We start from the raw sequence: 24,793 nt of genomic DNA, 5'->3' as shown, positions 1-24,793 counted from the left end.
TTTCCCAACATGGCTGAAGACGAAGTCCAGGGCATCGCCGCCGCCCAGCTCCGGTCCATTGTCGAGCGCATCGAGCGCCTCGAGGAAGAGAAGAAGGCGATCGCCGACGACATCAAGGACGTCTACGGCGAGGCGAAGGCCAATGGCTACGACACCAAGGCCCTGCGCAAGATCGTCGCGCTCCGCAAGAAGGACGCGAACGAGCGCGAAGAGGAAGAAGCGATCCTCGAACTCTACAAGAACGCCCTCGGCATGGTCTGAGGCGGCTCATTCGGCCCGCGCTCGCGCGGGCCGATGACGTTCGGCCGCCGGCGACGGCCCGGGCGGCCGGAAAGTTCCGTTTCGACGGGCGCGCCGATCCAGGCGCTATGGAGGCAGGTGCCTCCATTCTTTCCCTTCATCGCGCGAAGCGACGTCGAAGGGATCCTCCTTGTCCCATCGCGGCGTCATCGGGCGATCCGTCGTCCGGATCGCCCGATGACGCGCTAGCGTGCCTTGGCGTCGGCCGGCAGGTGCTGGCCGTAGCTGCGGTCGCGCTCGTCGCGGCTGCGCATCATCTCCTCATAGGCCTTGCGGGCCTCTGCCGACAGCGCCACCGTCTTGGCGGGGGCGGCTTTCTTGCGCGGAGCTTTCTTGAAGCGGTCGCTCTGTTCGGTCATGGCTGAGGCTTTCCTGTGGGGGGCTCGCCGCCAAGTTTAGAGCACCCGTCGTTGCGGATCCACCGCGGGCGCTGTCGCAGGCTGCGCGGATGGCTCCGAACGGGCGCATCCGCTGTCCGGCGATTGCGCAAAGAAAAAGCGCCGCAGCTCGGCTGCGGCGCTTTTTGCATGCGATGTGGAGGGCTCAGCGCTTCAGCAGGGCGGTCCGGCTTCCGGTCGTCAGCATCGCGAAATCCTGCGTGCCGAGATGATGGACCAGCGGTCCGGCGAAGCGATCGGTGCGGAGGCCCTCATAGGCGATCCGTCCGAAGCCGAGGCGGATCGAGCGCTCGGGCGCCGTGAACAGCTGCGGCATGGCGAAGGGCTGAGGCATCTGCAGCTCCGCATAGGCCTTCTGCCGCGTCGAGCCGGTCCGGGTCACGAGCTCGATCGTCGTCGCCTGGTAGGCGACGGGCGTCAACTGGGCCAGCGGATCCTGGCCGATGCGCGCACCGGCCTCGGCCGGAGCGCCGGCGTCGAGGCTGATCTCGCCGCCGAGCGAGGCGACGCGCGGCTCGTTCGCCGCGGGACGGGCGGGAGCCGGCTTGCTGGTCACGAGGGCGCCGGTGGCGGCGTCGATGTGGGTGAGCGCTTCGTCGGCCGCGAGCGGGGCGGCATAGGCCATCATCGCGTCGCTGTTCGCCTTGGGCTTGCCGATCGCGTCGGCGATGGCGTCGGCGGCCGAGCCGCGCGGACGCGGCAGCGCCGGGCCATCCGGCGCCGTTTGCTCGAGCGCGGCCAGCGTGTCGGTGATGCCGGAACCGTAATTGGGCGTCGGCTGCAGCGGCGCGGCCTGCGGGATCGGCGCGACGCTGGCCAGCGTCGTCATCGGGCGCACGACCGGCGAGCGGCGCGGCGCCGGCGGGAAGGCGGCGTCCGTCTCGGCGGCGGCGACGAGCATGGGCTCGGCATCGCGGCCCGGCGAAGGGCGGGGCAGCGGGGCCGAAGCGGTCGCGAACGGAACCGTCTCGGCTTCCGGCGCGACGGCCGCGACCTGGACGGCGTCGACCTCGGCGGGCGCAGCCTTGGTGGGCTTCTCGGCCGGAGCGGCCTCCGCCGGGGCATTCGGCATATCGTCCTCGTCCGAGGCATCCGTGCCGGTGAGGCGGGCGAACCAGGACTTGCCCTTCTTGGCGGGCTCGGCGCTGGCCATCATGATGGCGGCGCCACCACCGGCCTTGCGGGCCTTGTACGAGGCGAGGGCCTGCTCATAGCCGGGCAGGGGCTTGCCGTCGGAGGGAACGTGCAGGGTCTTGCCGTCCGGGAAGATGCGGACCAGCTGGTCGCGCGACATCTTCGGCCAGTGGCGGACGCTGCCGGTGTCCATGTGCACGAAGGGCGAGCCGGAGGTCGGATAGAAGCCGACGCCGCCGATCTGCATCTTCAGGCCGATGGCACGCAGCTTCGCAAGCTGGACGTCGGGCAGGTAGAAATCCATCGCCTTGCCGAGCATGTGCTGGCTCTTCTTGGCGACGCCGCGCGAACGCGAACGGAGCATGCCGTTGGTGGCGGGCGAACGATAGCTGCTGACGACGTGAATCGGCTGGCGCGAACCGCTCTGCTGGTACACGCTCCAGATCAGGTCGAAGAGCTGGGGATCCATCTTGGTCGGCTCGTTCCGGCGCCAGTCGCGCAGGAACTGGTTCATCTGCTTCAGGCCGGCGGCGTCGTAGCGATTGCCGCGCTTGAAGACGATGGTCGCCGATTCCTTGGTGTGCACGTTGAAGAGCTTCAGCGCGCGGTCGCCCGCGGCGGCCTCGGCTTCCTGCACAGGCGCCGTCGCCACCATGGTGCTGGTCACGAGCGCAGTGGCGAGGAGCGTGCGAAGCGCGGTGCCGCAACGCTGCAGCAGGCCCCGGTCTCGCCGATTCTGATCGATCTGCTTAATCAAAGTGCTTCTGCGTCCTTGCCCGACAATGGGCCCCCGTAAGGGCAGAATGCTTGATGAGAGTTAACGAGCATTTACCGTAAGCGACCTTTTCGTGCCCCTCGCGGGGCCTCACCTGCCGATCACGGCAATTTCATCTCGACATCATTCGAAGCAGATCGTGGCATTTGAGGGGCAAAAAGAAAACCGCGCAGGCGGTCGCACCGGCGCGGTTGCACATCTTCTCGTGGTGGGCGGCCGCGGTCATCTCGTCCGCGCCCGTAGGTCGGGCTTTCGCCTGTTTGGAAAAAAGGGCGGAAATCCGCGGCTTCCGGGGCGCTAGAGGCCGAGTGCCTTTTCAACGCGGGCGTTGAAGCCATAGACGTCCGGACGGGTCTCCAGCGAGCCGGAATCACCGACGAAGGCGGTGAAATAAGTGAGATGGATCGGGATCCGATTCGGCAAATTGATCCATTTTTCCTTGCCGCCGATCATTTTCCGCAGCCGCTGCTTGGTCCAGCCGCCCTGGTGCGTGAGCAGGACATCGGCGAATTCGAGCGGGTCCTGGACGCGCACGCAGCCATGGCTGAGCGCCCGGGCGTCGCGCTTGAAGAAGCTCTTCGACGGGGTGTCGTGCAGGTAGACCGCGTGCTCGTTCGGGAACAGGAACTTGACGCTGCCGAGGGCGTTGTCGTCGCCCGGCGGCTGGCGGATCATGATCTGGCGCGGGTTCACATTGCTCCAGTCGACCATCTGCGGATCGATCGGCCGGTACTTGCCGTCGACATTCGCGAGCACCTGGTAGCCCTTGCGCGACATGTAGCTCGGATCGCGCCGGGCCGCCGGCAGCATTTCCTTGGTCGTGATCGAGGCGGGAACGTTCCAGCTCGGATTGACGACGATCGATTCCATCTGGTCGGAGAAGATCGGCGTCTGGTTGGTCATCTTGCCGACCACGGTGCGGGTCGTATGGACGACGACGCCGTTGTCGACCACGCGCACCAGATATTCCGGCACGTTGGCCATGATGTGGAACGCGCCGAGATCGCGCGGCAGCCAGCGCCAGCGCTCCATGTTGGCGATGATCTCGGCCGTATGCGAACGGCCGGTGCCGTTGACATAGGCGACGGTGGCGTTGCCGGCGATGCCGTCGGCCGTCAGGCCCTTGCTGGACTGGAAGCTCTTCACCGCCGCGGCGAGCGCCTCGTCATAGACTTCCGGCGCCTCGCTCGGCGCGGGCACTTCGAGCCGGGCGCGCAGCAGCGGCACGCGCGGATCGGCGAGGCCGAGCTTCATCGACTTGCCTTCCGGAACGCGGGCGAGGCGAGGGCCCGTCTCGGTCGCGCGTGCGTCGGCCAGCGCCTTCTTCAGGCGCAGATAGCCTTCATGCGGCGGGTTGAAGCTGGCGATCGCGGTGGCGCCGTCGCTGGCCGACGAGACGCTGGCGAGCACCTCGATCGGATCGGGCAGCAGTGGCTTGATGGTGATCAGCTTGCTGATCGACGACGGGTCGAGGCGGCCGGCATAGGCCTGGCGCGCATAGAGCAGCACCGCCTGGCTGAGCACCAGGTCGACCGAGGCGGCGATCTCGGCGCCGGCGGGCGTCGTGGCGCCGATCGTCGCCGGCGGCAGGCGATAGGCGGCGGGGTCGAGGCCATCCTCCTCGGCGGCGGCGATCCGCGCCATCACGGCGCGCGCCTGCGGCGTGTAGGCGCCGTCGACCATCCAGACCGGCTGGTAGTCGCGCTCGGCGTAGAACTCGGCCAGCGCCGCGCGGTCGCGCTTCTCGATGAAGCTGCCGGTCTTCGGCTGCGCGGCCAGAAGCACCTTCAGCGCCTGGGCGGCCGGATCGCTCGCGGCGTCGGCCATGGCGAGGCTGGCGGCGCTGCCGGCGCGCTCGCGGAACGTCTTGCCTTCGGGCAGGTAGGCATGGGCTGCGCCGACGGTGAACCCGATCAGCGCCACGCTCGCCAGCAGTGCCTTCGTCGCCTTCCGGATCATGTCGTCGTGCCCTTCCTTGCCTTCCGCGTCCGCCGCACCGGCCGGATCCTGTCCGATCCGAGCCTGATGGTGCGACCCCTATAGCATCAACTCCGTCGGCCCCGCTGCGATCCCGGTCACTCCGCCGCGATTTTCTCCGCGCTGTCGGAAATGCCGAGTTCCTTCAGCTTCCGATAGAGGGTGGATCGTCCGATGCCGAGTTTGCGCGCCACCGTTGCCATGCGGCCACGGTAGTGTTCGAGCGCCAGCCCGATCATCTCGGCCTCGATCTCCGCGAGGGGGCGGATCTCGCCATCCGGCGACAGCGCGCTCAGCCGGCCGGCCGGGACCGGCGTGCCGTGGCTCGCCTCCGCAGCTTGGGCCGCGCTAGTGCTTGGGACGAGCCTCAACGCGGTCCGGTTCGAGTCGGCGTCTTCCTCGGCGGGAAAGTCGGTGCACGTCAGGAACGGTCCTTCCGCCAGCATGACGGCGCGAAGAATCGCCGCTTCAAGTTCTCGGACATTGCCGGTCCATGGCCGGCGGCCCAGCTGTTCGATGGCCTCCGGCGCGATGTCCTGCACCGTCCTGCCATGCTCGGCTGCGAAGCGAGTCGTGAAGCGCCTGGCCAGCTCCGGGATGGCCTCGGGGCGGCTGCGGAGCGGCGGCACGCGGATCGGCAGGATATTCAGGCGATAATAGAGGTCTTCCCGGAAACGCCCGGCGCGGACGCGCTCCTGCAGGTCGTCGCTCGTGGTCGCGATCAGCCGGATGTCGGGGCGGACGGGTTTCCTGCCGCTCGGCTGGTCGTCCTCCGCCGCCGAGAGCAGGGCCATCAGTTTCGCCTGCGCGTCGAGCGGTAGCCGACCGACTTCCTCGATCAGCAGCGTGCCGTGCCGGGCGGCCTGGACCCGGTTGGTCGCCGGATCCGCGCCGAACAGCGCGCGGCCGGCGCGGTCCGGCTCCGTCTCATCGCAGGAAACCACGACGAACGGCCGGCTCCGCCGGTCGCCGCTGCCATGAATGGCGCGGGCGAGGAGGGCCTTGCCGGTACCGGGTTCCCCCTCGATCAGCACCGGTTGCTCGACATGGGCGGCGCGGCGGGCGAGCGTCAGCGCCCGTTCCATGCCCGGGTCGGTCGCGACGATGTCGTCGAAGCCGGTGGGGCCATCGGCGGCTCGGTGCGCGCGCGAAACCTCGTCCTCCAGCGCGGATAGGCGGAGCGCGTTGCGGACGGTGACCGCGAGGCGTTCCGGCGCTGCCGGCTTGACGAGGAAGTCGACCGCTCCGGCGCGGATCGCGTCGGATACGCGGTCGGCCCCGGCCACCGTCGCCTGGACGATCACCTTGATCCTGCTGCCGTTTTCGGAAAGCCGACGCAGCACGCCGATGCCGTCGAGTTCCGGCATGACGAGGTCGAGGATCATAAGCTGGAAGCGAGGGCCGTCCGCCGCCGCAAGGCGCGCGAGCGCCGCTGCGCCGTCGCCGAAGGCCTCGACGGCATGGCCCTGCTGCGCCAACGCCTCGGCCAGCCGGCTCCGCTCGGCGGGATCGTCGTCGACGATGAGGATCGGGGCGGGCATCGGCAGGCGCTTCGCGGGAGGGGATCGGCAGGCGGATGGCGGTCATGATCGGGGCGGGGCGTTAACGTCCTGTTACCCTTCCGGCAACGCCGCCCTCCGGTCCACGGCCGTGCGGCATGCCGCGCTCGCGGGTTGATCCGGGCGGGGGGAGACCCCTAAGTAAGAGCACCCATTCTCGTGCGACCGGATCCCCCATGTTCCCCACCACACCGCTTCCCATGAGTTCCACCCTCGCGACCCAGCCCGCCGAGGCGGCGGCGCTCGGGCCCCTGCCGGAATGGAACCTCGCCGACCTCTATCCGGGCATGGATTCGCCGGTTCTGGTCGCCGACCTCGCCAGGGCGCAGACCGATTCGGTCGCCTTCGAGACCGCCTACAAGGGCAAGCTCGACGCGCTCGCCCGCGACGGCGGTCTGGTCGAGGCGATCCGCGCCTATGAGGCGCTCGACGAACTGCTCGGCCGCATCATCTCCTATGCCGGCCTCGTCTATTCCGGCGACACCACGGATCCGGTCGGCGCCAAGTTCTATGGCGACGTGCAGCAGAAGATCACCGACGCCTCGACCCATCTGCTGTTCTTCACGCTGGAGCTGAACCGCGTCGAGGATTCGGTTCTCGAGGCGGCGATGCAGGCCGATGCGGCGCTGGCCCACTACCGCCCCTGGATCGAGGACGTCCGCAAGGAGAAGCCCTACCAGCTCGAGGACCGGGTCGAGCAGCTCTTCCACGAGAAGTCGGTCACCGGCCGCGGCGCCTGGAACCGGCTCTTCGACGAGACCATGGCCTCGCTCCGCTTCGACGTGAACGGCGAGGAACTGACGCTCGAGCCGACGCTGAACCTGATGCAGGACCCGGACGAGGCGAAGCGCAAGGCCGCCTCCGAGGCGCTTGCCGCGACCTTCGGCAAGAACATCCGCCTGTTCACGCTGGTCACCAACACGCTGGCCAAGGACAAGGAAATCTCCGACCGCTGGCGCGGCTTCGAGGATGTCGCCGCCTCGCGCCATCTCGCCAACCGGGTCGAGCCGGAAGTGGTCGACGCGCTGGTCGCCGCCGTGCGCGACGCCTATCCGCGCCTGTCGCACCGCTACTACAAGCTGAAGGCGAAGTGGTTCGGCAAGGACGCGCTCGACCACTGGGACCGCAACGCGCCGCTGCCGAAGGTGCCGAGCCGCACCATCCCCTGGACCGAGGCGCGCGACACGGTGCTCTCCGCCTATGGCGCCTTCGCGCCCGAGATGGCGTCAATCGCGAGCGATTTCTTCGACAAGAACTGGATCGACGCGCCGGTCCGTCCCGGCAAGTCGCCGGGCGCCTTCGCGCATCCGACCGTGCCGTCGGCGCACCCCTATGTGCTCCTGAACTACCAGGGCAAGACGCGGGACGTGATGACGCTGGCGCATGAGCTCGGCCATGGCGTGCACCAGGTGCTGGCCGGCCCGCAGGGCGCGCTGATGGCGCCGACGCCGCTGACGCTCGCCGAGACGGCCAGCGTGTTCGGCGAGATGCTGACCTTCCGCGCCCTGCTCGACGCGCAGAAAGATCCGATCCAGCGCAAGGCGATGCTCGCCTCGAAGGTCGAGGACATGATCAACACGGTCGTCCGCCAGATCGCCTTCTATTCCTTCGAGCGCAAGGTTCACATCGCCCGCCGCGAGGGCGAGCTGACGTCGGACCGGCTGAACGAGATCTGGATGGAGGTGCAGGCCGAGAGCCTCGGCCCGGCGATCCGCCTCGGCTCCGGCTACGAGACGTTCTGGACCTACATCCCGCACTTCATCCACTCGCCGTTCTACGTCTATGCCTATGCCTTCGGCGACTGCCTGGTGAACTCGCTCTACGCCGTCTACCGGCAGTCGGAGAGCGGCTTCCAGGACAAGTATTTCGCCCTCCTGAAGGCCGGCGGCACCAAGCACCATTCGGAGCTGTTGGCCCCCTTCGGCCTCGACGCGACCGACCCCTCCTTCTGGCAGAAGGGTCTTTCCGTGCTGGAAGGCTTCATCAGCGAGCTGGAGGCGATGGAGGCCTGAGGCCTTCATCTTCGTTCCGATGTTGAGCCCGGCGCTGTCCCGATCGGACGGCGCCGGGCTTTTTTGTGGGTTGGCTCGCGTCATCCCCGCGAAGGCGGGGATCCATGCCGCCGGGTTCGCAGGGTTTTCGTACTGACAGCTGAGCGAAATACCCGAGTCCTCGGCTGGATGGATCCCGGATCTCCGCTGCGCTGCGTCCGGGATGACGGCGAGGGTCGGATGGAGGCTGCGAACGGTCGCCCGGCACCTTCTCTCTGGCCGTATTCCCCGGACATCCCTCATCCTGAGGCGCCCGGCGCAGCCGGGCTTCGAAGGAGAAGCTCGAAATTCCCTCCCCCTTGTGGGGAGGGTTAGGGAGGGGGTACCGGCTCCGCCTCAAGGCAGGAGTGCCGCTCGAAGCTCGGCGGGCCGAGGTGGTACCCCCACCCCGGCCCTCCCCACAAGGGGGAGGGGGAAGGCGGTGCGCATCGCTCGGGACGTTTAGCGCGTCCCTCGCGTCATGCCGCGCTCCACGCGCCGGCTGTTTGTGACCCGACCCTCAGGATGATGGCGGAGCGTGTTGGGGGGCTGTCGGTCAGCCCCCTAAAGACTCGCCTGCGCCCGGTAGAGCCGGGCATAGGCGCCGTTCGCCGCGATGAGAGCTTCGTGGCTGCCTTCCTCGACGATTCCCGCCTCGGTCAGCACCAGGATCCGGTCGGCCCGCTGCACCGTCGACAGGCGGTGGGCGATGACGAGTGTCGTGCGGGAACGTGCCAGCGTCAGCAACGCCTGCTGCACGGCCCGCTCGCTTTCATTGTCGAGCGCGCTGGTCGCCTCGTCGAAGATGAGGATTGGTGCGTCCTTCAGGATGGCGCGGGCGATCGTCAGCCGCTGCTTCTGCCCGCCGGAGAGCTTCACGCCGCGCTGGCCGATGTCGCTCTGGTAGCCGTCCGGCAGCGCCAGGATGAAGTCATGCGCGTTGGCCGCCCGCGCCGCCGCCTCGATTTCGGAGTCGGTGGCGTCGGGTCGGCCATAGCGGAGGTTCTCCAACACGGTCCCGGCGAACAGGTAGACGTCCTGCTGGACGATGCCGATGTTGCGCCGGAGCGCGTCGAGCCGGATGTCGCGGATGTCGACGCCGTCGATGAGTATCCGTCCCTCCGTCACGTCGTAGAAGCGCGGGATCAGCGCGCAGAGCGAGCTCTTTCCCGCGCCCGAAGCACCGACGAGCGCCACGAATTCGCCGGGTTTGATCGCGAGCGACAGGTTCCTGAGCACATGCGGGCCGTCCTCGTCATAGCGGAAGCCGACGTCTTCGAAGGCGATCCCGCCCTGCGCCCGGCCGAGGTCAATGGCGCCGGGGCGGCCCACGATGTCGGGCTCCGTCTCGAAGATCTCCATGACGCGCACGAAACCGGTGAAGCCGGTCTGCCAGAGGCGGGCGAGATTGGCGAGGCGATTGATCGGATCGACCAGCACGGCGATGCAGAGCAGGAAGGTCAGCAGTTCGGCGAGCCCGAGCGCCCCCTGCGCGACGCGGACCGCGCCGGCGACGATGACCAGGACGGTCACCAGCTGCGGGAAGACCGTGGTGCCGGCCCAGAGATAGGCCTCGCTGCGATAGCCGATGCGCCGCCCCTCGAGGAAGCGCCGGTTGGCGACGTCGAAGCGCCGGTTTTCCAGCGCCTCGTTGGCGAAGGATTGCACGACGCGGATGCCGGCGAGCGAGTCCTCGACCCGCTCGCTGACGCCCGCGATGTGCTCCTTCACCCGCAGCATCGCCGCGTTGACGCGGTTGTTGAAGTGGATCGAGAAGACGGCCGCCGGCGGCAGGGTGGTCAGGACGATCAGGGCGAGCGGGACGTCCAGGGTGAAGAGGATCGCCGTCACGCCGGCGAATTTGAGGACCGCGATGGCGAGCTCCTCCGGCCCGTGGTGATAGAGCTCGCCGACGTCGAACAGATCATGCGTGATGCGGCTCATCAGCTGGCCGACGCGCTGCCTGTCATAGAAGCCGAAGGAGAGCTTCTGGCAGTGGGCGAAGAGCTCGCGCCGCAGCGCCGCCTCCATCTTCGCGCCCATCATGTGGCCCTGATAGTCGACGAACAGCGTCGCCAGCGCCTGCGCGACGAGAAGCGCCAGCATCAGCCCGCCCGTGGCGTAGATGGCGGGAAGCACCGACGACGGATCCTCCGCCGCGACGAGCAGGCGCGTCACGTAGTTGGCGCAGAGCGGCAGCAGCAGCGCCGTCACCGAGACGAGCACGGCGCAGGCGAGATCGAGCAGCAGGAGCGGCAGGTAGGGCCGGTAATAGCCGAGGAACTTGGCGAGGCGCGCACGCGTCAGCGGCGGCGTGGCCGGGCTCGGGTCGTCCTCCGACAGCGATCCGGCTCGCGCCTTGGCGCGGCCGCCGACTTCGGCGGAGGGAAGCGGAGGAGGGGGGAGGTCGCTGGCGCTAGGGGCGTCGGCGCGTGCTTGCGGGTCCGGGGAACGGATAAGCATGGAACGTCATATCCTGATGATTTTCAAAGGCTCCTTTCTGCTGGGACATGAGGGCTGTCATCGGAGGCTCCCGGGTTTTCGCGTAACGAAGCGGCACTATGGTCCTGCAGGCCCGCTCCCGGCAATGCCGGTTTGGCGGAAACCCTCGGGGCGTGGCTTTTCGGCACCGGATGCAATGATCCGCTGTCCGGCCAAAACGCCTCTCCAAGGTACCCGCAGCGTGTCGCGGCAAGGCACGTTTCGTGCCTCGTTGTCGAGGTTACGACATTCCGTTATACTGAATGTACAACGGAGTGCGCGCCATGAAGCTCGAGATCAAGAAGATCGGCAACTCGACGGGACTGATCCTGCCGAAGGAATTGTTGACCCGGCTCGATCTGCAGCAGGGCCAGTGGCTGAACGTGACCGAAAATGCCGATGGTTCGATCCGTCTTTCGCCATTTGATCCCGAGTTCGACAAGGCCATGCGGATCGTCGATGACATCATGGACGAGTACCGCGATACCCTGAGAGAACTCGCCAAATGAGAGAGCCGCGCTGGCTCACCCTCGAGGAGATTCTGGTCGCGCATGACCGCCAGATTGCAAGGTTCGGCGGGCCGCACGGGATCCGGGATCTGGGAGCGTTGGAATCGGCGCGCGGCCGTCCCGTCAACAAATTCGCCTATGGCGAGACCGATCTAGCCAGCCTCGCGGCCGCCTATGCGTTCGGCATTGCGCGCAACCATCCTTTCATCGACGGCAACAAGCGCGCGGCGTTTGTCGCCCTGATGATGTTCCTGCGCCTGAACGATCTTCGCTTTGCGCCGCCGCCGGCCGAGGCGACCGCTGCAATCCTCGGCCTGGCCGCGGGCGAAATCTCGGAAGAGAGCCTCGCCCGCTGGATCCGTGACCGGTCGCCGCCAGCGACGGAGTAGCGCGGGGCCTGTTGGGTCGGCGTGGCTTGCGCCCGCCGCTACGCACCGCATCTTAGGAGCACGCCTGATCGATTCCGTCCCAGCCGGCCGGGTTGTTGTCCGGCAGGTCCGCCCTTGAGAGGAGCGCTCGTGACGAGCGCTCGAAGAGAGAGCCCATGTCCGATTCCGAACGCAACCGTCTCTCCGGCCGCCTGTCGCGCTATGCCCGCGTCGGCATGAATGTCGGCGGCGTCGCCGCCAAGGTGGCGGGCGCGCGGCTGTTCGGAACCTCGCTCGACAAGGGCAAGCACGCCTCGGAGCTGGCGACCGCGCTCGGCGGGCTGAAGGGGCCGCTGATGAAGGTCGGCCAGATTCTCTCGACCGTGCCCGATCTCGTGCCGCCGGAATATGCCGAGGAACTGTCGCAATTGCAGTCGAACGCGCCGCCGATGGGCTGGCCCTTCGTCAAGCGCCGCATGCAGTCGGAGCTCGGCCCGGGATGGGAGAAGCGCTTCCAGCTGTTCGAGCGGCAGCCGGCCGCCGCCGCCTCGCTCGGCCAGGTGCACCGCGCCATCGCCGCCGATGGCCGGGCGCTGGCGGTCAAGCTGCAATATCCCGACATGCAGTCGGCCGTGGAAGCGGACCTCGCCCAGCTGAAGGTGCTGTTCTCGATCTATCGCCGTGTCGACCGCTCGATCGACACCAGCGAGATCTACGAGGAGATCGGCAGCCGCATCCGCGAGGAGCTCGACTATGACCGCGAGGCGCGGCATGCGCTGCTCTACAAGATCATGCTCGACGGCGAGCCGCTGGTGCGGGTGCCGGGCGTCGAGCCGGCGCTCCTGACCAGCCGGCTGCTGGCGATGGACTGGCTCGACGGCAAGCGCGTGCTCGACTATCGCGACCGGTCGCTCGAGGAGCGCAACCGCATCGCCACCGCCATGTTCCGCGCCTGGTGGGCGCCGTTCGCGCAATATGGCGTCATCCATGGCGACCCGCATCTCGGCAACTACACCGTGTTCGAGAACGAGGCCGGCGAGGCGGGCGGCATCAACCTGCTCGACTATGGCTGCGTCCGGATCTTCCCGGCCGCCTTCGTCGACGGCGTCGTCAACCTGTTCCACGGCCTGCGCGAGAACGACCGCGACCGGATCGTCTCCGCCTACGAGGTCTGGGGCTTTGCCGGCCTCTCGAACGAACTGATCGAGGCCCTGAACATCTGGGCGCGCTTCATCTACGGACCGCTGATCGACGATCGTGTCCGCACCATCGCCGACGGCGTGGCGCCTTCGGAATATGGCCGCCGCGAGGCCTTCCAGGTGCACCAGGTGCTGCGCGAGAAGGGGCCGGTGACGGTGCCGCGCGAGTTCGTGTTCATGGACCGCGCGGCGGTCGGGCTCGGCTCCGTGTTCCTGCATCTGAAGGCCGAGATGAACTTCCACCAGCTGTTCGCCGCGACGATCGAGGGATTCGATCGCGAGATTCTCGCCATGCGCCAGCGCGCGGCGCTCGGCGGCGTCGGGCTGGCGTGAGGCGGTCCCGGGCGCGCACCCGTTCCATAGGGCGGAATCGCGATGTTTTCGGGCATTGCGGGGGCGTGGCGTGATGCCGGATTGCCCGCCCCAGCCAAGTGTTGTAAAGGCCGCTCAGTTTGGTTTGCGCTGAAGGACCGAGACGCCATGACCGATAGCCCGATGGACTACCGCGAGCACGAGAAGACCTATGCGTTCTTCACTGGCTTGACCAAATGGGGCACGATCGCCTGCGTGGTCGTCCTCATCCTCATGGCAATCTTCCTGCTCTGAGCTTTGGCCGGTCCTTGGTGGCCGGACCATCGGACGTCGCGATACCCCACTGATTTGACTGTGCGGGCGCGTTGCGAGGCCCCGCCGTTCCTTAGGACAACGCCATGAAGATTGGTGTGCCGGCGGAGGTCGACGGGCTCGAGAGCCGCGTCGCCGCGACGCCTGAAACCGTCAAGAAGTTCATCGCGCTCGGCGCCAGCGTGTCGGTTCAGGCCGGCGCGGGCGTCAAGTCGCGCATTCCCGACGCGGAATATGCTGCCGCCGGCGCGACGATCGCCGCCACCGCCGCCGAGGCGGTCGACGGCGCCGACATCGTGCTGAAGGTGCGCCGCCCCGAGGCTTCCGAGCTTTCCGGCTACAGGAAGGGCGCCCTCGTCGTCGCGACGATGGACCCCTATGGCCACGAGGACGCGGTCGCCGGCATGGCCGGCGCCGGCATCACGGCCATCGCCATGGAATTCATGCCGCGCATCACGCGCGCCCAGGTGATGGACGTGCTGTCGAGCCAGGCGAACCTCGCCGGCTACCAGGCCGTCATCGACGCGGCCTCCGAATATGATCGCGCCCTGCCGATGATGATGACCGCCGCCGGCACCGTTCCGGCCGCGCGCGTGTTCGTCATGGGCGCCGGCGTCGCCGGCCTGCAGGCGATCGCCACCGCCCGCCGCCTCGGCGCGGTGGTGACGGCGACCGACGTGCGGCCCGCCGCCAAGGAGCAGGTCGAGAGCCTCGGCGCCAAGTTCGTCGCCGTCGAGGACGAGGAGTTCCGCCAGGCCGAGACCGCCGCCGGCTACGCCAAGCCGATGTCGGCCGAGTACCAGGCCAAGCAGGCGGCGCTGGTCGCCGAGCACATCAAGAAGCAGGACATCGTCATCACGACGGCGCTGATCCCCGGCCGCGCCGCGCCGCGCCTCGTCTCGGCCGCCATGGTCGCGTCGATGAAGCCCGGCTCCGTGCTGGTCGACCTCGCCGTCGAGCGCGGCGGCAATGTCGAGGGCGCCAGGCCCGGCGAGACGGTCGAGATCGACGGCAAGAAGATCGTCGGCCACATGAACGTCGCCGGCCGCATCGCCGCCACCGCCTCGCAGCTCTACGCCAAGAACCTCTACGCTTTCGTCGAGACGCTGATCGACAAGGCCGCCAAGACCGTCGCCGTCAATTGGGACGACGAGCTGGTCAAGGCGACCGTGCTGACGCGCGACGGCGCCGTCGTGCACCCGGCCTTCAAGCCGAAGGAAGCACCGGTGGATGAACCGAAGCCGATTCTCGTCGCCGAGCAGGGGGGCAACTGATCATGGCAAATCTTACGCCCGAGCAGGCGGCCAGCGCCGCCAAGTCCGCCGCCGACGCGGCGAGCGCCGCGGCCAGCGCCGCGCATGAGGCGGCCGTCGCCGCCCAGCTCTATGCCGAGCAGGCCGCCAGCGGCCTCGGCAACGTCGCCGGCGCGGCCGCTCACGCCGTCTCCGGTGGCGCGATCGACCCGTTCATCTTCCAGCTTTCCGTCTTCGTGCTGGCGATCTTCGTCGGCTACTACGTCGTCTGGCAGGTGACGCCGGCGCTGCACACGCCGCTGATGTCGGTCACCAACGCGATCTCCTCGGTGATCGTCGTCGGCGCGCTGCTCGCCGTCGGCGTCGACGCGGCGGTCGATGCGGCGTCGGCCTCCGGCCACGCCTGGGCGCAGGGCTTCGGCTTCATCGCCTTGATCCTCGCCAGCGTGAACATCTTCGGCGGTTTCCTCGTCACCAGTCGCATGCTCGCCATGTACAAGAAGAAGTCGAAGTGAGGCCGCGCCGATGACAACCGCAAATATCACGGCGCTGTTCTACCTCGTCTCCGGCGTCCTCTTCATCATGGCGCTGCGCGGGCTCTCGAGCCCCGCCACCTCGCGCCAGGGCAATCTCTACGGCATGGTCGGCATGGCGATCGCCATCCTGACGACGCTGGTGCTGGCCGCGCCGAAGAGCGCGACCGCCTGGGGCCTGATCATCGTCGGTCTCGCCATCGGTGGCGGCATCGGCGCGGTGATCGCCCGCCGCATCGCCATGACGGCGATGCCGCAGCTGGTCGCCGCCTTCCACTCGCTGGTCGGCCTCGCCGCCGTCATGGTGGCGGCCGCGGCCCTCTACGCGCCCGCCGCCTTCGGCATCGGCGACATCGGCCACATCCACGGCCAGGCGCTGGTCGAGATGTCGCTCGGCGTCGCCATCGGCGCGATCACCTTCACCGGCTCGGTCATCGCCTTCGCCAAGCTCAATGGCAACATGTCGGGCAAGCCGATCCTGCTGGCCGGTCGCCACATGATCAATGCCGGCCTCGCCATCCTGCTGGTGGCGCTGATCATCGCGCTGGTCTTCACCGAGAGCCACCTGGTGTTCTGGCTGATCGTGATCGTCTCGCTCGTGCTCGGCGGTCTCATCATCATCCCGATCGGCGGCGCCGACATGCCCGTCGTCGTGTCGATGCTGAACTCCTATTCGGGCTGGGCCGCCGCCGGCATCGGCTTCACGCTCGGCAACACCGCGCTGATCATCACCGGCGCGCTGGTCGGCTCGTCGGGCGCGATCCTCAGCTACATCATGTGCAAGGGCATGAACCGCTCGTTCATCTCGGTCATCCTCGGCGGCTTCGGCGGCGAGACGGCCGCGGCGGCAGCCGGCGGCGCGGTCGAGCAGCGTCCGGTCAAGCAGGGCTCGGCCGACGACGCCGCCTTCATCATGAAGAACGCGTCCAAGGTCATCATCGTGCCGGGCTACGGCATGGCGGTGGCGCAGGCGCAGCACGCGCTGCGCGAGATGGCCGACAAGCTGAAGGCCGAGGGCGTCGAGGTGAAGTACGCCATCCATCCGGTGGCGGGCCGCATGCCGGGCCACATGAACGTGCTGCTGGCCGAGGCGAACGTGCCGTATGACGAGGTCTTCGAGCTCGAGGACATCAATTCGGAGTTCGCCCAGGCCGACGTCGCCTTCGTCATCGGCGCCAACGACGTCACCAACCCGGCCGCCAAGACCGACCCGACCTCGCCGATCTTCGGCATGCCGATCCTCGACGTCGAGAAGGCCGGCACGGTGCTGTTCATCAAGCGCGGCATGGGTTCCGGCTATGCCGGCGTCGAGAACGAGCTGTTCTTCAAGGACAACACGATGATGCTCTTCGCCGACGCGAAGAAGATGGTCGAGAGCATCGTCAAGGCGCTCGACTGAGCTCGAGGCCTTCGGCACGCGATACAGAAAGGCCGCCCCCGGGGCGGCCTTTTTCATTGGGGGCGCGTCAGGCACGCTCCAAAGGATGAGCTGCCGATGCGGACGCTAGCCCCAGGTGAGCGGATCGAGGCGCAGATAGAAGGCCAGGCGGTCGCGATCCGGCGTCGTGATGTTGAGGCTCGCGAACAGGGCGGCGAAGGCGTCGTCGGCCTGGTCGGCCGTTGTCCAGCCCTCTTCGGCATTGGCGACCATGAGCGCCAGATCGGCATAGCGGTCCGCCGTTCCGAGACGACCGAGATCGATCAGCCCGGTGCATTGGAGACTGTCCGGATCGACCATGAAATTGGGCAGGCAGGGGTCGCCATGACACACCACCCTGTCGGCGGCTTCCTGGCGGAGCCGGGTCGGCATTTCTCGTTCGACGCGGGCCAGAAGCTCCGCGGCGGGCCTGTCCTTGTCGTCATCGGGCAGGAAGTCCGGGTTGACGGCGTCGCGGGACACGACATCGACGGCGCGCCGGAACATGGACGCCAGGCCGCGTTCGAACGGGCACTGGTCAGCCGGCAGCCGATGGATGGCTGTCAGGCTCCGCGCCATGGACGGCCAGGCCCTGAGCAGCTCGGCGCCCGACAAATCGACCGCCGGTATGCCGGGGATCGCCGTCATCACCAGGCAGGCTTCGTCCCCGGTATCGAGCCAGTCGACGACCTCGGGACAGGCGATGTCGCGGCCGCGAAGCCAGGCGAGCCGATCGCGTTCCCCGGCCAGCTCGCGGGCGCGGGTCGCGGGCACAAGCTTCGCATAGGCGAGGCCATCCTCCCGGCGATAGACCCGGTCGCCGGACTCGCCGTTCCTGAAGGGCAGCCAGCGGCCTTGCGAACCGTCCGGCAAGGCGTCATCCAGATTCATGAAAAAAATCCTTCGTCTATGGCGCGGCCAGTCGGTCCGGTGCCGAGCCGGAAATGCCGGGCTGAACCTTGGCGGGCCAAGCCCCGACTGCCCCAGTCCATTCTTCGGCCCCTATTGCGCGTCGGTCGCCTGTTGGCCTCGTGAGCTCGTGGCGGGCGCGGGAATTACTTTCCAGCTGCGGAAACCATTCTTGACAGGCGTCGCGCCGCGAAGGAGAGTTTCCGCTCAGGGAAACTGAACCGGAGCCCGCCGCCATGTCGTTGACGCTCTACCTGCATCCGCTCGCCTCCTTCTGCCACAAGGTGCTGATCGCGCTCTATGAGAACGGCACGCCGTTCACGCCGCGGATGGTCGATTTCGCCGACGAGGGGTCGACGGCGGCGCTCCTGGACAAATGGCCGGTCGGCAAGATCCCGGTGCTGCATGACAGCGCCAAGGATCGCGTCATTCCCGAAACCAGCATCATCATCGAATATCTCGACCGGCGCTATCCCGGCCCCGTCGCGCTGCTGCCGAGGGATCCCGAGGCTCGGCTCGAGGCGCGGCTCTGGGATCGCTTCTTCGATCTCTACGTGCATGTGCCGATGCAGAAGATCGTCCTCGATCGCATGCGCCCCGAGGGGAGCAAGGACCCCGCCGGCCTGGCCGAGGCGCACCGGGCGCTGGACATGGCCTATGGCATGATCGAGGCGCGGCTGGCGGGCGGGCCGATCGTACGCGGGGAGGCCTTCACCATCGCCGATTGCGCGGCGACGCCGGCACTCTTCTATGCGTCGATCGTGCATCCCTTCGCGCCGGACCAACCGAGGCTCGCGGCCTATTTCGAGGATCTGATGGCGCGGCCCTCGGTGCGGCGCACGCTCGACGAGGCGCGCCCCTATTTCCACCTCTACCCCTATCGCGAGAAGATGCCGCGGCGCTTCCTCGATCCCGCGGAGGCGTGAAGGGGCGGATGATGGATTCGTCGACACTCGATCGCGTGTTCAGCGCGCTGGCTGATCCGGGCCGGCGGGGCATGGTCGAGCGACTTTGTCGTCATCCCGCCTCGGTCAAGGAACTGGCCGAGCCCGCCGGCATGGCGCTTCCCTCCGCGCTCAAGCATCTCAGGGTGCTGGAGGAGGGCGGCATCGTCGTCTCCAGCAAGACGGGCCGGGTCCGCACCTATGCGATCAGCCCCACCGCCTTTGGTGCCATCCAGCATTGGGTGGCGCAGCGCGAGGCCATGCTGAACGCCTCGTTCGACCGGCTCGAGCGTGCGATGCTGGCCTTTCCCGAGGAGGAGCAGGATCCATGACGGCCGAACGCGTCGAGCATACGAGCTTCGTCATCGAGCGGGATTTTTCCGCCAGTCCGGCGCATGCGTTCCGCTTCTGGTCGGACGCGGATCTGAAGGCGCGCTGGAACAGCTGCCATCCGGACTGGACCGTTCTGGAAGACCGGTGCGACTTTCGCGCCGGCGGCACCGAGGCCAAGCGCTGGCGCACGCCCGACGGCGCCGAGCAGACCTTTCACGCGCATTATCTCGATATCGTCGCGCCGAGCCGGATCATCTACGCCTATGAGATGAGCTTCGCCGGGGCGCGGCTGTCGGCGTCGCTGGTGACGATCCTGCTGGCGCCGGTGGGCGCGAAGACGCGGATGACCTTCACCGAGCAGGTCGCGATGATCGGAGGCGGGGCAGGGGCCCGGGATCAGCGCTTGGCGGGGACGGAGGCGGGGCTGGACCGGCTGGCCGACATCCTCGCCGGCGAAATGGCCGTCCGGCACTGAGGCCGGGGCCGGATCTCGTCAAGACGGCGGATGACGTATCGGTCCGCCGTCGCGATTCGGGTTCAAAGGTCTCGTCGATTCGTCGGGAGGAATCGCGGCGACGTCGCGCGTCCGCTCAGACGCCGGCCTTGGCCGTGCGGCGGAGGCCGTCGCGCGCCGGGGCATAGCCCGAGTTCAGCTGCTGGGCGCGGGCGAAGGCGGCATGCGCCGCGTCGCGCTCGCCGAGCTTCTCCAGCGCGATGCCCTGGTTGGTCCAGCCTTCGTAGCTGTTCTTGTCGGCGCGGACGACGGCGGAGAAGTCGTCGAGCGCCGACTTGTAGTCGCCGGTGGCGAGATAGGAGAGGCCGCGCGCCTGGTGCGGCGGCACGGCGTTCGGCGCGTAGGTCAGCGCGGCGGTGAAGTCGGCGATCGCGTCCTCGTGCCGGCCACGGCCCTGGTAGATCAGCGCGCGGTTGTTGTAGGCCTTCGGATCGTTTGGCTCGAGCTCGATCGCCTTGGAGAAATCGGCGAGCGCGTAATCCATCTGGCCCTGCGAGCGATAGAGGTTGCCGCGCCCGACATAGGCCTCGTGATAGCTCGGGTTGAGCTGGATCGAGGTGTTGTAGTCGGCCAGCGCCGCGCCGTCCTGCTTCAGGTTGCGCTTGACCAGCGCGCGGTTCGAGTAGGCCTGGTAGAAGCCCGGATTGATCTCGATCGCCTTGTTGAAGTCCGCCAGCGCCTGCTCGTAGCGGCCGGCGCGGCCGAGCGCGGTGCCGCGCACATTGTAGCCGGAGGCGTCGCTCGGGTTCTGGTTCACCACGGCGCTGAGCGACGAGATGTTCGCCTCCGAGCCCATGGCGCGGTCGACGTCGTTGCCGAAATCATGCGGTCCGGAGGACTGGCAGCCGGCCAGCGCCAGCGCGCCCAGGAGCGCGGCCATGGCAGGCCCCGGCAGCGGACGGCGTCCGGTCGCCGTCGGGTCCGTAGCCAAGTTCACGCGCGCGATCCTGCCGAACCCAATCATGGGCAATGCTCCTAGGCGGCGCCCATGCGGATGAGGTGAGCGCAGATGGCAAAAAGCAACGAACCCGGCGAACCGGGCTCGTTACTTAGAACTTCATAGCGAAAAAGCAGGCGAAAGCAGGGCGCGCGCCCTGCTTGTCAGCGCTTCGCCTTCGGCGCGGCGACCAGGCCACCTTCGCGCTGGGCGCGCTTGCGGGCCAGCTTGCGGGCGCGGCGGACGGCCTCGGCCTTCTCGCGAGCCTTCTTCTCCGAGGGCTTCTCGTAGAAGTTGCGGAGCTTCATCTCGCGGAAGATGCCTTCACGCTGCATCTTCTTCTTGAGAGCCTTGAGCGCCTGATCGACGTTGTTGTCGCGAACGAGTACCTGCACGCGGGAGCGTCCTATCTTGATCCGATCCGGATGAATTCTCGGGCGAGACGAGGAGTGCAGCGAAAGCCGCTAGGAAACATCGTCCCGATTGTGGGGCGTCTATTAGCAGAAGCGCCCGGCGCCTGTCAAAGCGAACCGCCCCGCAATGCCGGAAAATCGGCTTTTTGCCTGCCGGGGCCTGCATTTTCGGGCCGGTTCGGGGCGGCAGCGGCGGAATCGCAACAGCGCCGTGCGCGGGGTGAAACGCATTTCCTGCCGTTTCGGCAGGTCCGCGACTCGCCGGGCGAGTCGCGGAGGCTGCGAAAGAAAAGCCCCCGCCGATGGGCGAGGGCTCTGTTCGAGGCGCGGGGCGCGATTCGGACCTTACTGGTCGTCCTCGTCGTCCTCGACCGGGCCCTTCAGCGACTTCAGCTTGGCGAAGACGGCGTCGGCGTCGAGCTCGTCCTCCTTCGCCTCGTCGCGGCGGTAGGAGCGCAGCGCGGCGGCGGCCAGCGCGTCGGCGGCGGTCGTCTCCTCGGCCGGCAGCAGCACCTCGCCCTCGGCGCCCGGCTCGCGCGGCGGCGCGTTCTTGGCGGCCTTCTCGACCTCGAAGTCGAGATCGATCTGCGAGCAGAGGCCGAGCGTCACCGGATCCATCGGCGACAGGTTGGCCGAGTTCCAGTGGCTGCGGTCGCGGATCGAATCGATCGTCGGCTTGGTGGTGCCGACGAGGCGCATGATCGACGCGTCCTTGAGCTCGGGGTGGTTCTTGAGCAGCCAGAGGATGGCGTTCGGACGGTCCTGGCGGCGCGAGACCGGGGTGTAGCGCGGGCCCTTGCGCTTCTGCACCGGCACGCGGACGCGCGTCTCGGCCATCTTCAGGCGGTACTTCGGATCGCGCTGGGCGCGGTCGATCTCCTCGCGCGTCAGCTGGCCCGTCGAGACGGGATCGAGACCCTTGATCGTGGTGGCCGCCTCGCCGTCGGCGATCGCCTTCACCTCGAGCGGGTGCAGCTTGCAGAAGTCGGCGATCTGGTCAAAGCCGAGAGAGGTATTCTCGACGAGCCATACGGCGGTTGCCTTCGGCATCAGCGGGATAGTCGACATAATTCTCTCCTGGTCGCTCTCCAGGTGGTCGCCGGGGGAGCTGAGCAAAACGTCTGAATGACGGGAATGGCCGATATATAGACCGCTGCCCGCAGCGACGCAAACGAAGCTTGCGCGACGATCGCCGTCAAAATCGCGCGACCGGCCGGGCCGCGCCGTCCTCGCAGACGAAAAGGGGCCCGCCGTGCCCCTGCGCCGGCGGACCCCGTGATGGCGCGACGCGCGGGCGAGGCCCGCGCGCGCTGGCGTCCGGCTACGGCGTCGTGGCCGGGGGCGTCGCGGGCTCGGCCGGGGCCGGCGTGGCCGGAGCCGGAGCGGGCTCGGCCGCCGGAGGCGTCGGCGCAGGCGCAGGCTCGGCGGGCTTCGGTGCTTCCGGTGCCGGGGTAGCCGGCGCGGGCGCCGGAGCGGACTGCTCGGCCGCGGGCGGCGTGGGCGGTGCGACGGGCGTTCTCGACTTCCACCAGAAATAGGCAATCACCAGAACGATGATCACCACGACGACCCATATCCAAGTATTTTGGCGTTGCATGTTGTCCTCCGGGGTGCGAGTTGCACCGGCGGTCGCAATCTTACATCGAATCAACCCGTTCCACGAAGAGGAAACGTGGCGTCACGTCTCTTCGGCGTCGAAATTCTACTCGCCGGCGACCTCGGCGATAGCCTTCCGCGCCGCCTCAGCCTGTCGGCCGAGGGGTTCGACAGGCGGAGACCGGAGCTGACGCTAGGGGATGCTGATCGTCGCGGGGCCGCCTGCGGTGATCCAACGGCAAAAGCGCGGCGTGGTTGCAGGGACGACCGGATTTCGTGCCGCCATGGTTAACCGACGGTCAGCACGATCTTGCCGATATGGCCGGAGCTTTCCATCCGGCGATGCGCTTCGGCGGCCCCGGCGAGCGGAAAGGTGGCGTCGATGCGCGGCCGGATCGTGCCGTTCTCGATCAGCGGCCAGACCTTTTCCTGCAATGCCGCGGCGAGCGCACCCTTGAAGGCGACGGTGCGCGGGCGCAGCGTCGAGCCGGTCAGCGTCAGCCGCTTGGTGAGCAGGCGGTTGAAGTTCACCTCGACGACGGGACCGTTCAGGAAGGCGATCTGAGCAATGCGCCCGTCGAGCGCCGCGGCGTCGAAATTGCGTTCGATATAGTCGCCGCCGACCATGTCGAGGATGACGTCGGCGCCCTTGCGATCGGTCGCCTCCTTCACCGCCTCGACGAAATCCTCCTTGAGATAGTTGATGGCGCGGCTGGCGCCGAGCTCGAGGCAGGCGGCGCATTTCTCCGCCGAGCCGGCCGTCGCCAGCACCGTGGCGCCGAAGGCGCGGCCGAGCTGGATCGCCGTCGTGCCGATGCCGGAGGAGCCGCCATGCACGAGCAGCGTCTCGCCCGGCTTCAGGCCGGCGCGCTCGAACACGTTGTGCCAGACGGTGAAGAAGGTTTCCGGCAGGGCCGCCGCCTCGACCAGCGACAGGCCGGCCGGGACGGGGAGCGCATTGGTCTCGTTGACGGCGACATATTCGGCATAGCCGCCGCCGGCGACGAGCGCCGTCACGGCATCGCCGAGCTTGAAGCGGCTCGCATTGCGGCCGAGCGCCACGACATGGCCGGCGACCTCCAGCCCGGGCAGGTCGGAGGCGCCCTTCGGCGGCGGATAATGGCCCTGGCGCTGCACGACGTCGGGCCGGTTGACGCCGGCGGCCGCCACCTGGATCAGGATCTCGTGCTCGAAGGGATGCGGCAGCGGCCGCGTCTCGGGCCGCAGGACGTCCGGGCCGCCGGGCTCGGAGATCGCGATCACGGTCATGGTGGCGGGCAGGGCGGATTCGGCGGGCGTGGACAACGCGGAACTCCTCTCGAGGGCGGCGCGGCTGGCAGGCCGGCGCGATGTTGCTATTCTTAGGGCCAGACGGGAGCCAAAACGAGACGGAGTGCACCATGGCACTTTTCGACGATCTGCCGGTGGAGAAGCCGGCGCCGCACCGGATCGGGGAGGAGCTGGGCCGCCTTTCGATCGATGAACTCGAGGCGCGGATCGAACTGCTGGAGGGCGAGATCGGCCGCCTGCGCGAGGCGATCTCGGCCAAGACGGCATCGCGCGCCGCGGCGTCCTCGTTCTTCAAGAGCTAGCCGGAGGGAGACGCCGCGTCCGCAGGCCAGGCCCGTTAACGACTCGTTAAGGTTATGGGCGCGTAATCATGCCATCCAGCGATCTGGATGTGAGTGGTAACTTCTCTGTTGGACTCCTCCCTCTGTCGCCTCAAAAGAGCCGTTTCCCGCGGCTCTTTTTTTGACTTCGGATCCGATCGGCGGCAAAATCCGTGAAACTTGCGCCCCGCCCGAATCCGCGCGGGATCGGCATGCTGGCGCGACGGAACGACTTCATGACAGACGACAGCCCTGGGCATCTCGACGCGCCGATCGTATTCGGCCAGCGTTTCGCGCATTCCGACACCTTTCGCGGCCTGTTTCGCGAGGGCATGCTACTGGTCGAGGAGACCGCCGCCTATCTCGACGGTGACGGTCGGGCCGATTCGCGCGACCTGCCGCGCGGCGGTTCGCTCAGCTATGCCACCGAATCGATGCGGCTGACGACGCGGCTGATGCAGCTGGCGTCGTGGCTGCTGCTGCAGCGCGCCGTCAACGAGGGCGAGATGACCTTCGAGCAGGCCGGGGCCGAAAAGGCCAAGGTGCGGCTGCGGGGCTTCGGCTCGGCGACGGAAGGGGCGGGCTGGGACGATTTGCCGGAGCGGCTGCGCGACCTGATCGAGCGCTCGATCCGCCTGCAGGAGCGCGTCATCCGGCTCGACGACGCCATCTACAACGCCGCCAATGCCGAGACACCGGCCGAGAACCCGGTCAGCCGCCAGCTCGGCCAGCTGGCGCGCGCTTTTGGCGGCGGCCGCGAGTAGGGCGCATGCCTTGGCGCGACCGAGTGAAGAGCGCTGTCCTCACCTCTCCCTGAGGGAGAGGTCGGAGCGAAGCTCCGGGTGAGGGTTTACGGCCTCACCGGATGGTTCCCTAAACCCTCACCCGCCGGCCTTCGGCCGTCGACCTCTCCCTCAGGGAGAGGTGAAGTAGGATATTTTGGACCCCGCCGAAGAACAGGCCTTCGCCGGGATGACGCT

The 24,793-nt window shown here is 68.0% G+C and carries 24 protein-coding genes; 14 read left to right on the top strand and 10 right to left on the bottom strand.

Features of this window, described 5'->3' with window-relative positions:
• Nucleotides 1-9: 9 nt before the first annotated feature.
• Nucleotides 10-261, top strand: coding sequence for a DUF2312 domain-containing protein (locus tag G539_RS0119525; RefSeq protein ID WP_029076691.1), 252 nt, complete (start codon nucleotides 10-12; stop codon nucleotides 259-261).
• Nucleotides 262-485: 224 nt separating this feature from the next.
• Here G539_RS0119525 and G539_RS27330 read toward each other — a convergent pair whose 3' ends face one another.
• The 4 genes from G539_RS27330 to G539_RS0119505 all read right to left on the bottom strand — a co-directional run bounded on the left by G539_RS27330 (nucleotide 486) and on the right by G539_RS0119505 (nucleotide 6,125).
• Nucleotides 486-659, bottom strand: a complete 174-nt coding sequence (locus G539_RS27330) for a hypothetical protein (protein ID WP_169516670.1) — start codon at nucleotides 657-659, stop codon at nucleotides 486-488.
• Between the two features lie 184 nt (nucleotides 660-843).
• Nucleotides 844-2,589, bottom strand: coding sequence for a peptidoglycan L,D-endopeptidase MepK (gene mepK / locus G539_RS27215; RefSeq protein ID WP_051231694.1), 1,746 nt, complete (start codon nucleotides 2,587-2,589; stop codon nucleotides 844-846).
• A 315-nt stretch (nucleotides 2,590-2,904) separates the two neighbouring features.
• Nucleotides 2,905-4,566 (bottom strand): L,D-transpeptidase family protein, encoded by a 1,662-nt coding sequence (locus G539_RS0119510; protein ID WP_029076690.1) that lies wholly within the window; start codon nucleotides 4,564-4,566, stop codon nucleotides 2,905-2,907.
• A gap of 116 nt (nucleotides 4,567-4,682) precedes the next feature.
• The gene (locus G539_RS0119505) at nucleotides 4,683-6,125 is read right to left on the bottom strand and encodes a sigma-54-dependent transcriptional regulator (protein ID WP_029076689.1); all 1,443 of its coding nucleotides are present in this window, start codon (nucleotides 6,123-6,125) and stop codon (nucleotides 4,683-4,685) included.
• Nucleotides 6,126-6,343: 218 nt separating this feature from the next.
• On the opposite strand from G539_RS0119505, the gene G539_RS0119500 reads away from it, so the two are divergent.
• Nucleotides 6,344-8,155, top strand: coding sequence for a M3 family oligoendopeptidase (locus tag G539_RS0119500; protein ID WP_029076688.1), 1,812 nt, complete (start codon nucleotides 6,344-6,346; stop codon nucleotides 8,153-8,155).
• Nucleotides 8,156-8,737: 582 nt separating this feature from the next.
• On the opposite strand, the gene G539_RS0119495 is transcribed toward G539_RS0119500, so the two are convergent.
• Complete coding sequence (locus G539_RS0119495; RefSeq protein WP_084640084.1) at nucleotides 8,738-10,636, bottom strand: ABC transporter ATP-binding protein; 1,899 nt, start codon at nucleotides 10,634-10,636, stop codon at nucleotides 8,738-8,740.
• A 302-nt stretch (nucleotides 10,637-10,938) separates the two neighbouring features.
• Between G539_RS0119495 and G539_RS0119490 the strand changes: the two genes are divergently transcribed.
• From G539_RS0119490 to G539_RS0119460, 7 genes are all read left to right on the top strand, one after another.
• Nucleotides 10,939-11,163: an AbrB/MazE/SpoVT family DNA-binding domain-containing protein gene (locus G539_RS0119490; protein ID WP_029076686.1), complete on the top strand. Its 225-nt coding sequence runs from the start codon at nucleotides 10,939-10,941 to the stop codon at nucleotides 11,161-11,163.
• Nucleotides 11,160-11,552, top strand: a complete 393-nt coding sequence (locus G539_RS0119485; RefSeq protein ID WP_029076685.1) for a type II toxin-antitoxin system death-on-curing family toxin — start codon at nucleotides 11,160-11,162, stop codon at nucleotides 11,550-11,552. Before G539_RS0119490 ends, G539_RS0119485 begins: the two co-directional genes overlap by 4 nt.
• Nucleotides 11,553-11,707: 155 nt before the next feature.
• Entirely contained in the window at nucleotides 11,708-13,063 is a 1,356-nt protein-coding gene (locus G539_RS0119480; RefSeq protein WP_029076684.1) for an ABC1 kinase family protein, read from the top strand.
• A gap of 147 nt (nucleotides 13,064-13,210) precedes the next feature.
• Nucleotides 13,211-13,336, top strand: a complete 126-nt coding sequence (locus G539_RS0119475; protein WP_029076683.1) for an aa3-type cytochrome c oxidase subunit IV — start codon at nucleotides 13,211-13,213, stop codon at nucleotides 13,334-13,336.
• A gap of 104 nt (nucleotides 13,337-13,440) precedes the next feature.
• Nucleotides 13,441-14,628 (top strand): Re/Si-specific NAD(P)(+) transhydrogenase subunit alpha, encoded by a 1,188-nt coding sequence (locus G539_RS0119470; RefSeq protein ID WP_029076682.1) that lies wholly within the window; start codon nucleotides 13,441-13,443, stop codon nucleotides 14,626-14,628.
• Between the two features lie 2 nt (nucleotides 14,629-14,630).
• The gene (locus G539_RS0119465) at nucleotides 14,631-15,122 is read left to right on the top strand and encodes a proton-translocating transhydrogenase family protein (protein WP_029076681.1); all 492 of its coding nucleotides are present in this window, start codon (nucleotides 14,631-14,633) and stop codon (nucleotides 15,120-15,122) included.
• A 10-nt stretch (nucleotides 15,123-15,132) separates the two neighbouring features.
• Nucleotides 15,133-16,539, top strand: a complete 1,407-nt coding sequence (locus tag G539_RS0119460; RefSeq protein ID WP_029076680.1) for an NAD(P)(+) transhydrogenase (Re/Si-specific) subunit beta — start codon at nucleotides 15,133-15,135, stop codon at nucleotides 16,537-16,539.
• A gap of 105 nt (nucleotides 16,540-16,644) precedes the next feature.
• On the opposite strand, the gene G539_RS0119455 is transcribed toward G539_RS0119460, so the two are convergent.
• Complete coding sequence (locus tag G539_RS0119455; RefSeq protein ID WP_029076679.1) at nucleotides 16,645-17,448, bottom strand: APH(3'') family aminoglycoside O-phosphotransferase; 804 nt, start codon at nucleotides 17,446-17,448, stop codon at nucleotides 16,645-16,647.
• A 254-nt stretch (nucleotides 17,449-17,702) separates the two neighbouring features.
• Between G539_RS0119455 and G539_RS0119450 the strand changes: the two genes are divergently transcribed.
• From G539_RS0119450 to G539_RS0119440, 3 genes are read left to right on the top strand one after another with little or no spacing between them, the layout of a single operon-like run.
• Nucleotides 17,703-18,392, top strand: coding sequence for a glutathione S-transferase family protein (locus tag G539_RS0119450; RefSeq protein WP_029076678.1), 690 nt, complete (start codon nucleotides 17,703-17,705; stop codon nucleotides 18,390-18,392).
• A gap of 8 nt (nucleotides 18,393-18,400) precedes the next feature.
• Nucleotides 18,401-18,742 carry an ArsR/SmtB family transcription factor gene (locus G539_RS0119445; protein WP_029076677.1) on the top strand — a complete coding sequence of 114 codons (342 nt, stop codon included), beginning with the start codon at nucleotides 18,401-18,403 and terminating at the stop codon, nucleotides 18,740-18,742.
• Nucleotides 18,739-19,218, top strand: coding sequence for an SRPBCC family protein (locus G539_RS0119440; RefSeq protein WP_029076676.1), 480 nt, complete (start codon nucleotides 18,739-18,741; stop codon nucleotides 19,216-19,218). The genes G539_RS0119445 and G539_RS0119440 overlap by 4 nt, the downstream gene beginning before the upstream one ends.
• A 115-nt stretch (nucleotides 19,219-19,333) precedes the next feature.
• Here G539_RS0119440 and G539_RS0119435 read toward each other — a convergent pair whose 3' ends face one another.
• The 4 genes from G539_RS0119435 to G539_RS0119420 all read right to left on the bottom strand — a co-directional run bounded on the left by G539_RS0119435 (nucleotide 19,334) and on the right by G539_RS0119420 (nucleotide 23,472).
• A complete protein-coding gene (locus G539_RS0119435) occupies nucleotides 19,334-20,221 on the bottom strand; it encodes a tetratricopeptide repeat protein (protein WP_084640083.1) in 888 nt (295 codons plus the stop codon).
• Nucleotides 20,222-20,358: 137 nt separating this feature from the next.
• Entirely contained in the window at nucleotides 20,359-20,589 is a 231-nt protein-coding gene (gene rpsU, locus G539_RS0119430) for a 30S ribosomal protein S21 (RefSeq protein WP_029076674.1), read from the bottom strand.
• Between the two features lie 363 nt (nucleotides 20,590-20,952).
• Nucleotides 20,953-21,675 (bottom strand): DUF1013 domain-containing protein, encoded by a 723-nt coding sequence (locus tag G539_RS0119425; protein ID WP_029076673.1) that lies wholly within the window; start codon nucleotides 21,673-21,675, stop codon nucleotides 20,953-20,955.
• 816 nt (nucleotides 21,676-22,491) lie between these two features.
• A complete protein-coding gene (locus G539_RS0119420) occupies nucleotides 22,492-23,472 on the bottom strand; it encodes an NAD(P)H-quinone oxidoreductase (protein ID WP_035832085.1) in 981 nt (326 codons plus the stop codon).
• Between the two features lie 131 nt (nucleotides 23,473-23,603).
• Between G539_RS0119420 and G539_RS0119415 the strand changes: the two genes are divergently transcribed.
• Both G539_RS0119415 and rcdA read left to right on the top strand, forming a co-directional pair.
• Nucleotides 23,604-23,795: a DUF1192 domain-containing protein gene (locus G539_RS0119415; protein ID WP_029076671.1), complete on the top strand. Its 192-nt coding sequence runs from the start codon at nucleotides 23,604-23,606 to the stop codon at nucleotides 23,793-23,795.
• A gap of 254 nt (nucleotides 23,796-24,049) precedes the next feature.
• Complete coding sequence (gene rcdA, locus G539_RS0119410) at nucleotides 24,050-24,577, top strand: protease adaptor protein RcdA (RefSeq protein WP_051231815.1); 528 nt, start codon at nucleotides 24,050-24,052, stop codon at nucleotides 24,575-24,577.
• Nucleotides 24,578-24,793 lie beyond the last annotated feature (216 nt).

Source organism: Kaistia adipata DSM 17808, assembly GCF_000423225.1.
GTDB classification, from domain to species: Bacteria; Pseudomonadota; Alphaproteobacteria; order Rhizobiales; family Kaistiaceae; genus Kaistia; species Kaistia adipata.
The sequence above is the reverse complement of the archived record's forward strand: the minus strand, read 5'-3'. Positions and strand labels throughout refer to the sequence as shown.

What these genes read in the sequence shown, in the direction of transcription:
- G539_RS0119485 (WP_029076685.1), top strand. Translation starts at nt 11,160, where the DNA reads ATGAGAGAGCCGCGCTGGCTCACCCTCGAGGAGATTCTGGTCGCGCAT.
- G539_RS27330 (WP_169516670.1), bottom strand. Translation starts at nt 659, where the DNA reads ATGACCGAACAGAGCGACCGCTTCAAGAAAGCTCCGCGCAAGAAAGCC.
- G539_RS0119440 (WP_029076676.1), top strand. Translation starts at nt 18,739, where the DNA reads ATGACGGCCGAACGCGTCGAGCATACGAGCTTCGTCATCGAGCGGGAT.
- G539_RS0119500 (WP_029076688.1), top strand. Translation starts at nt 6,344, where the DNA reads ATGAGTTCCACCCTCGCGACCCAGCCCGCCGAGGCGGCGGCGCTCGGG.
- G539_RS0119445 (WP_029076677.1), top strand. Translation starts at nt 18,401, where the DNA reads ATGATGGATTCGTCGACACTCGATCGCGTGTTCAGCGCGCTGGCTGAT.
- G539_RS0119525 (WP_029076691.1), top strand. Translation starts at nt 10, where the DNA reads ATGGCTGAAGACGAAGTCCAGGGCATCGCCGCCGCCCAGCTCCGGTCC.
- G539_RS0119420 (WP_035832085.1), bottom strand. Translation starts at nt 23,472, where the DNA reads ATGACCGTGATCGCGATCTCCGAGCCCGGCGGCCCGGACGTCCTGCGG.
- G539_RS0119425 (WP_029076673.1), bottom strand. Translation starts at nt 21,675, where the DNA reads ATGTCGACTATCCCGCTGATGCCGAAGGCAACCGCCGTATGGCTCGTC.
- G539_RS0119475 (WP_029076683.1), top strand. Translation starts at nt 13,211, where the DNA reads ATGACCGATAGCCCGATGGACTACCGCGAGCACGAGAAGACCTATGCG.
- G539_RS0119465 (WP_029076681.1), top strand. Translation starts at nt 14,631, where the DNA reads ATGGCAAATCTTACGCCCGAGCAGGCGGCCAGCGCCGCCAAGTCCGCC.
- G539_RS0119480 (WP_029076684.1), top strand. Translation starts at nt 11,708, where the DNA reads ATGTCCGATTCCGAACGCAACCGTCTCTCCGGCCGCCTGTCGCGCTAT.
- G539_RS0119450 (WP_029076678.1), top strand. Translation starts at nt 17,703, where the DNA reads ATGTCGTTGACGCTCTACCTGCATCCGCTCGCCTCCTTCTGCCACAAG.
- G539_RS0119435 (WP_084640083.1), bottom strand. Translation starts at nt 20,221, where the DNA reads ATGATTGGGTTCGGCAGGATCGCGCGCGTGAACTTGGCTACGGACCCG.
- G539_RS0119460 (WP_029076680.1), top strand. Translation starts at nt 15,133, where the DNA reads ATGACAACCGCAAATATCACGGCGCTGTTCTACCTCGTCTCCGGCGTC.
- G539_RS0119415 (WP_029076671.1), top strand. Translation starts at nt 23,604, where the DNA reads ATGGCACTTTTCGACGATCTGCCGGTGGAGAAGCCGGCGCCGCACCGG.
- G539_RS0119510 (WP_029076690.1), bottom strand. Translation starts at nt 4,566, where the DNA reads ATGATCCGGAAGGCGACGAAGGCACTGCTGGCGAGCGTGGCGCTGATC.
- G539_RS0119495 (WP_084640084.1), bottom strand. Translation starts at nt 10,636, where the DNA reads ATGCTTATCCGTTCCCCGGACCCGCAAGCACGCGCCGACGCCCCTAGC.
- G539_RS0119505 (WP_029076689.1), bottom strand. Translation starts at nt 6,125, where the DNA reads ATGCCCGCCCCGATCCTCATCGTCGACGACGATCCCGCCGAGCGGAGC.
- G539_RS0119455 (WP_029076679.1), bottom strand. Translation starts at nt 17,448, where the DNA reads ATGAATCTGGATGACGCCTTGCCGGACGGTTCGCAAGGCCGCTGGCTG.
- rcdA (WP_051231815.1), top strand. Translation starts at nt 24,050, where the DNA reads ATGACAGACGACAGCCCTGGGCATCTCGACGCGCCGATCGTATTCGGC.
- G539_RS0119470 (WP_029076682.1), top strand. Translation starts at nt 13,441, where the DNA reads ATGAAGATTGGTGTGCCGGCGGAGGTCGACGGGCTCGAGAGCCGCGTC.
- G539_RS0119490 (WP_029076686.1), top strand. Translation starts at nt 10,939, where the DNA reads ATGAAGCTCGAGATCAAGAAGATCGGCAACTCGACGGGACTGATCCTG.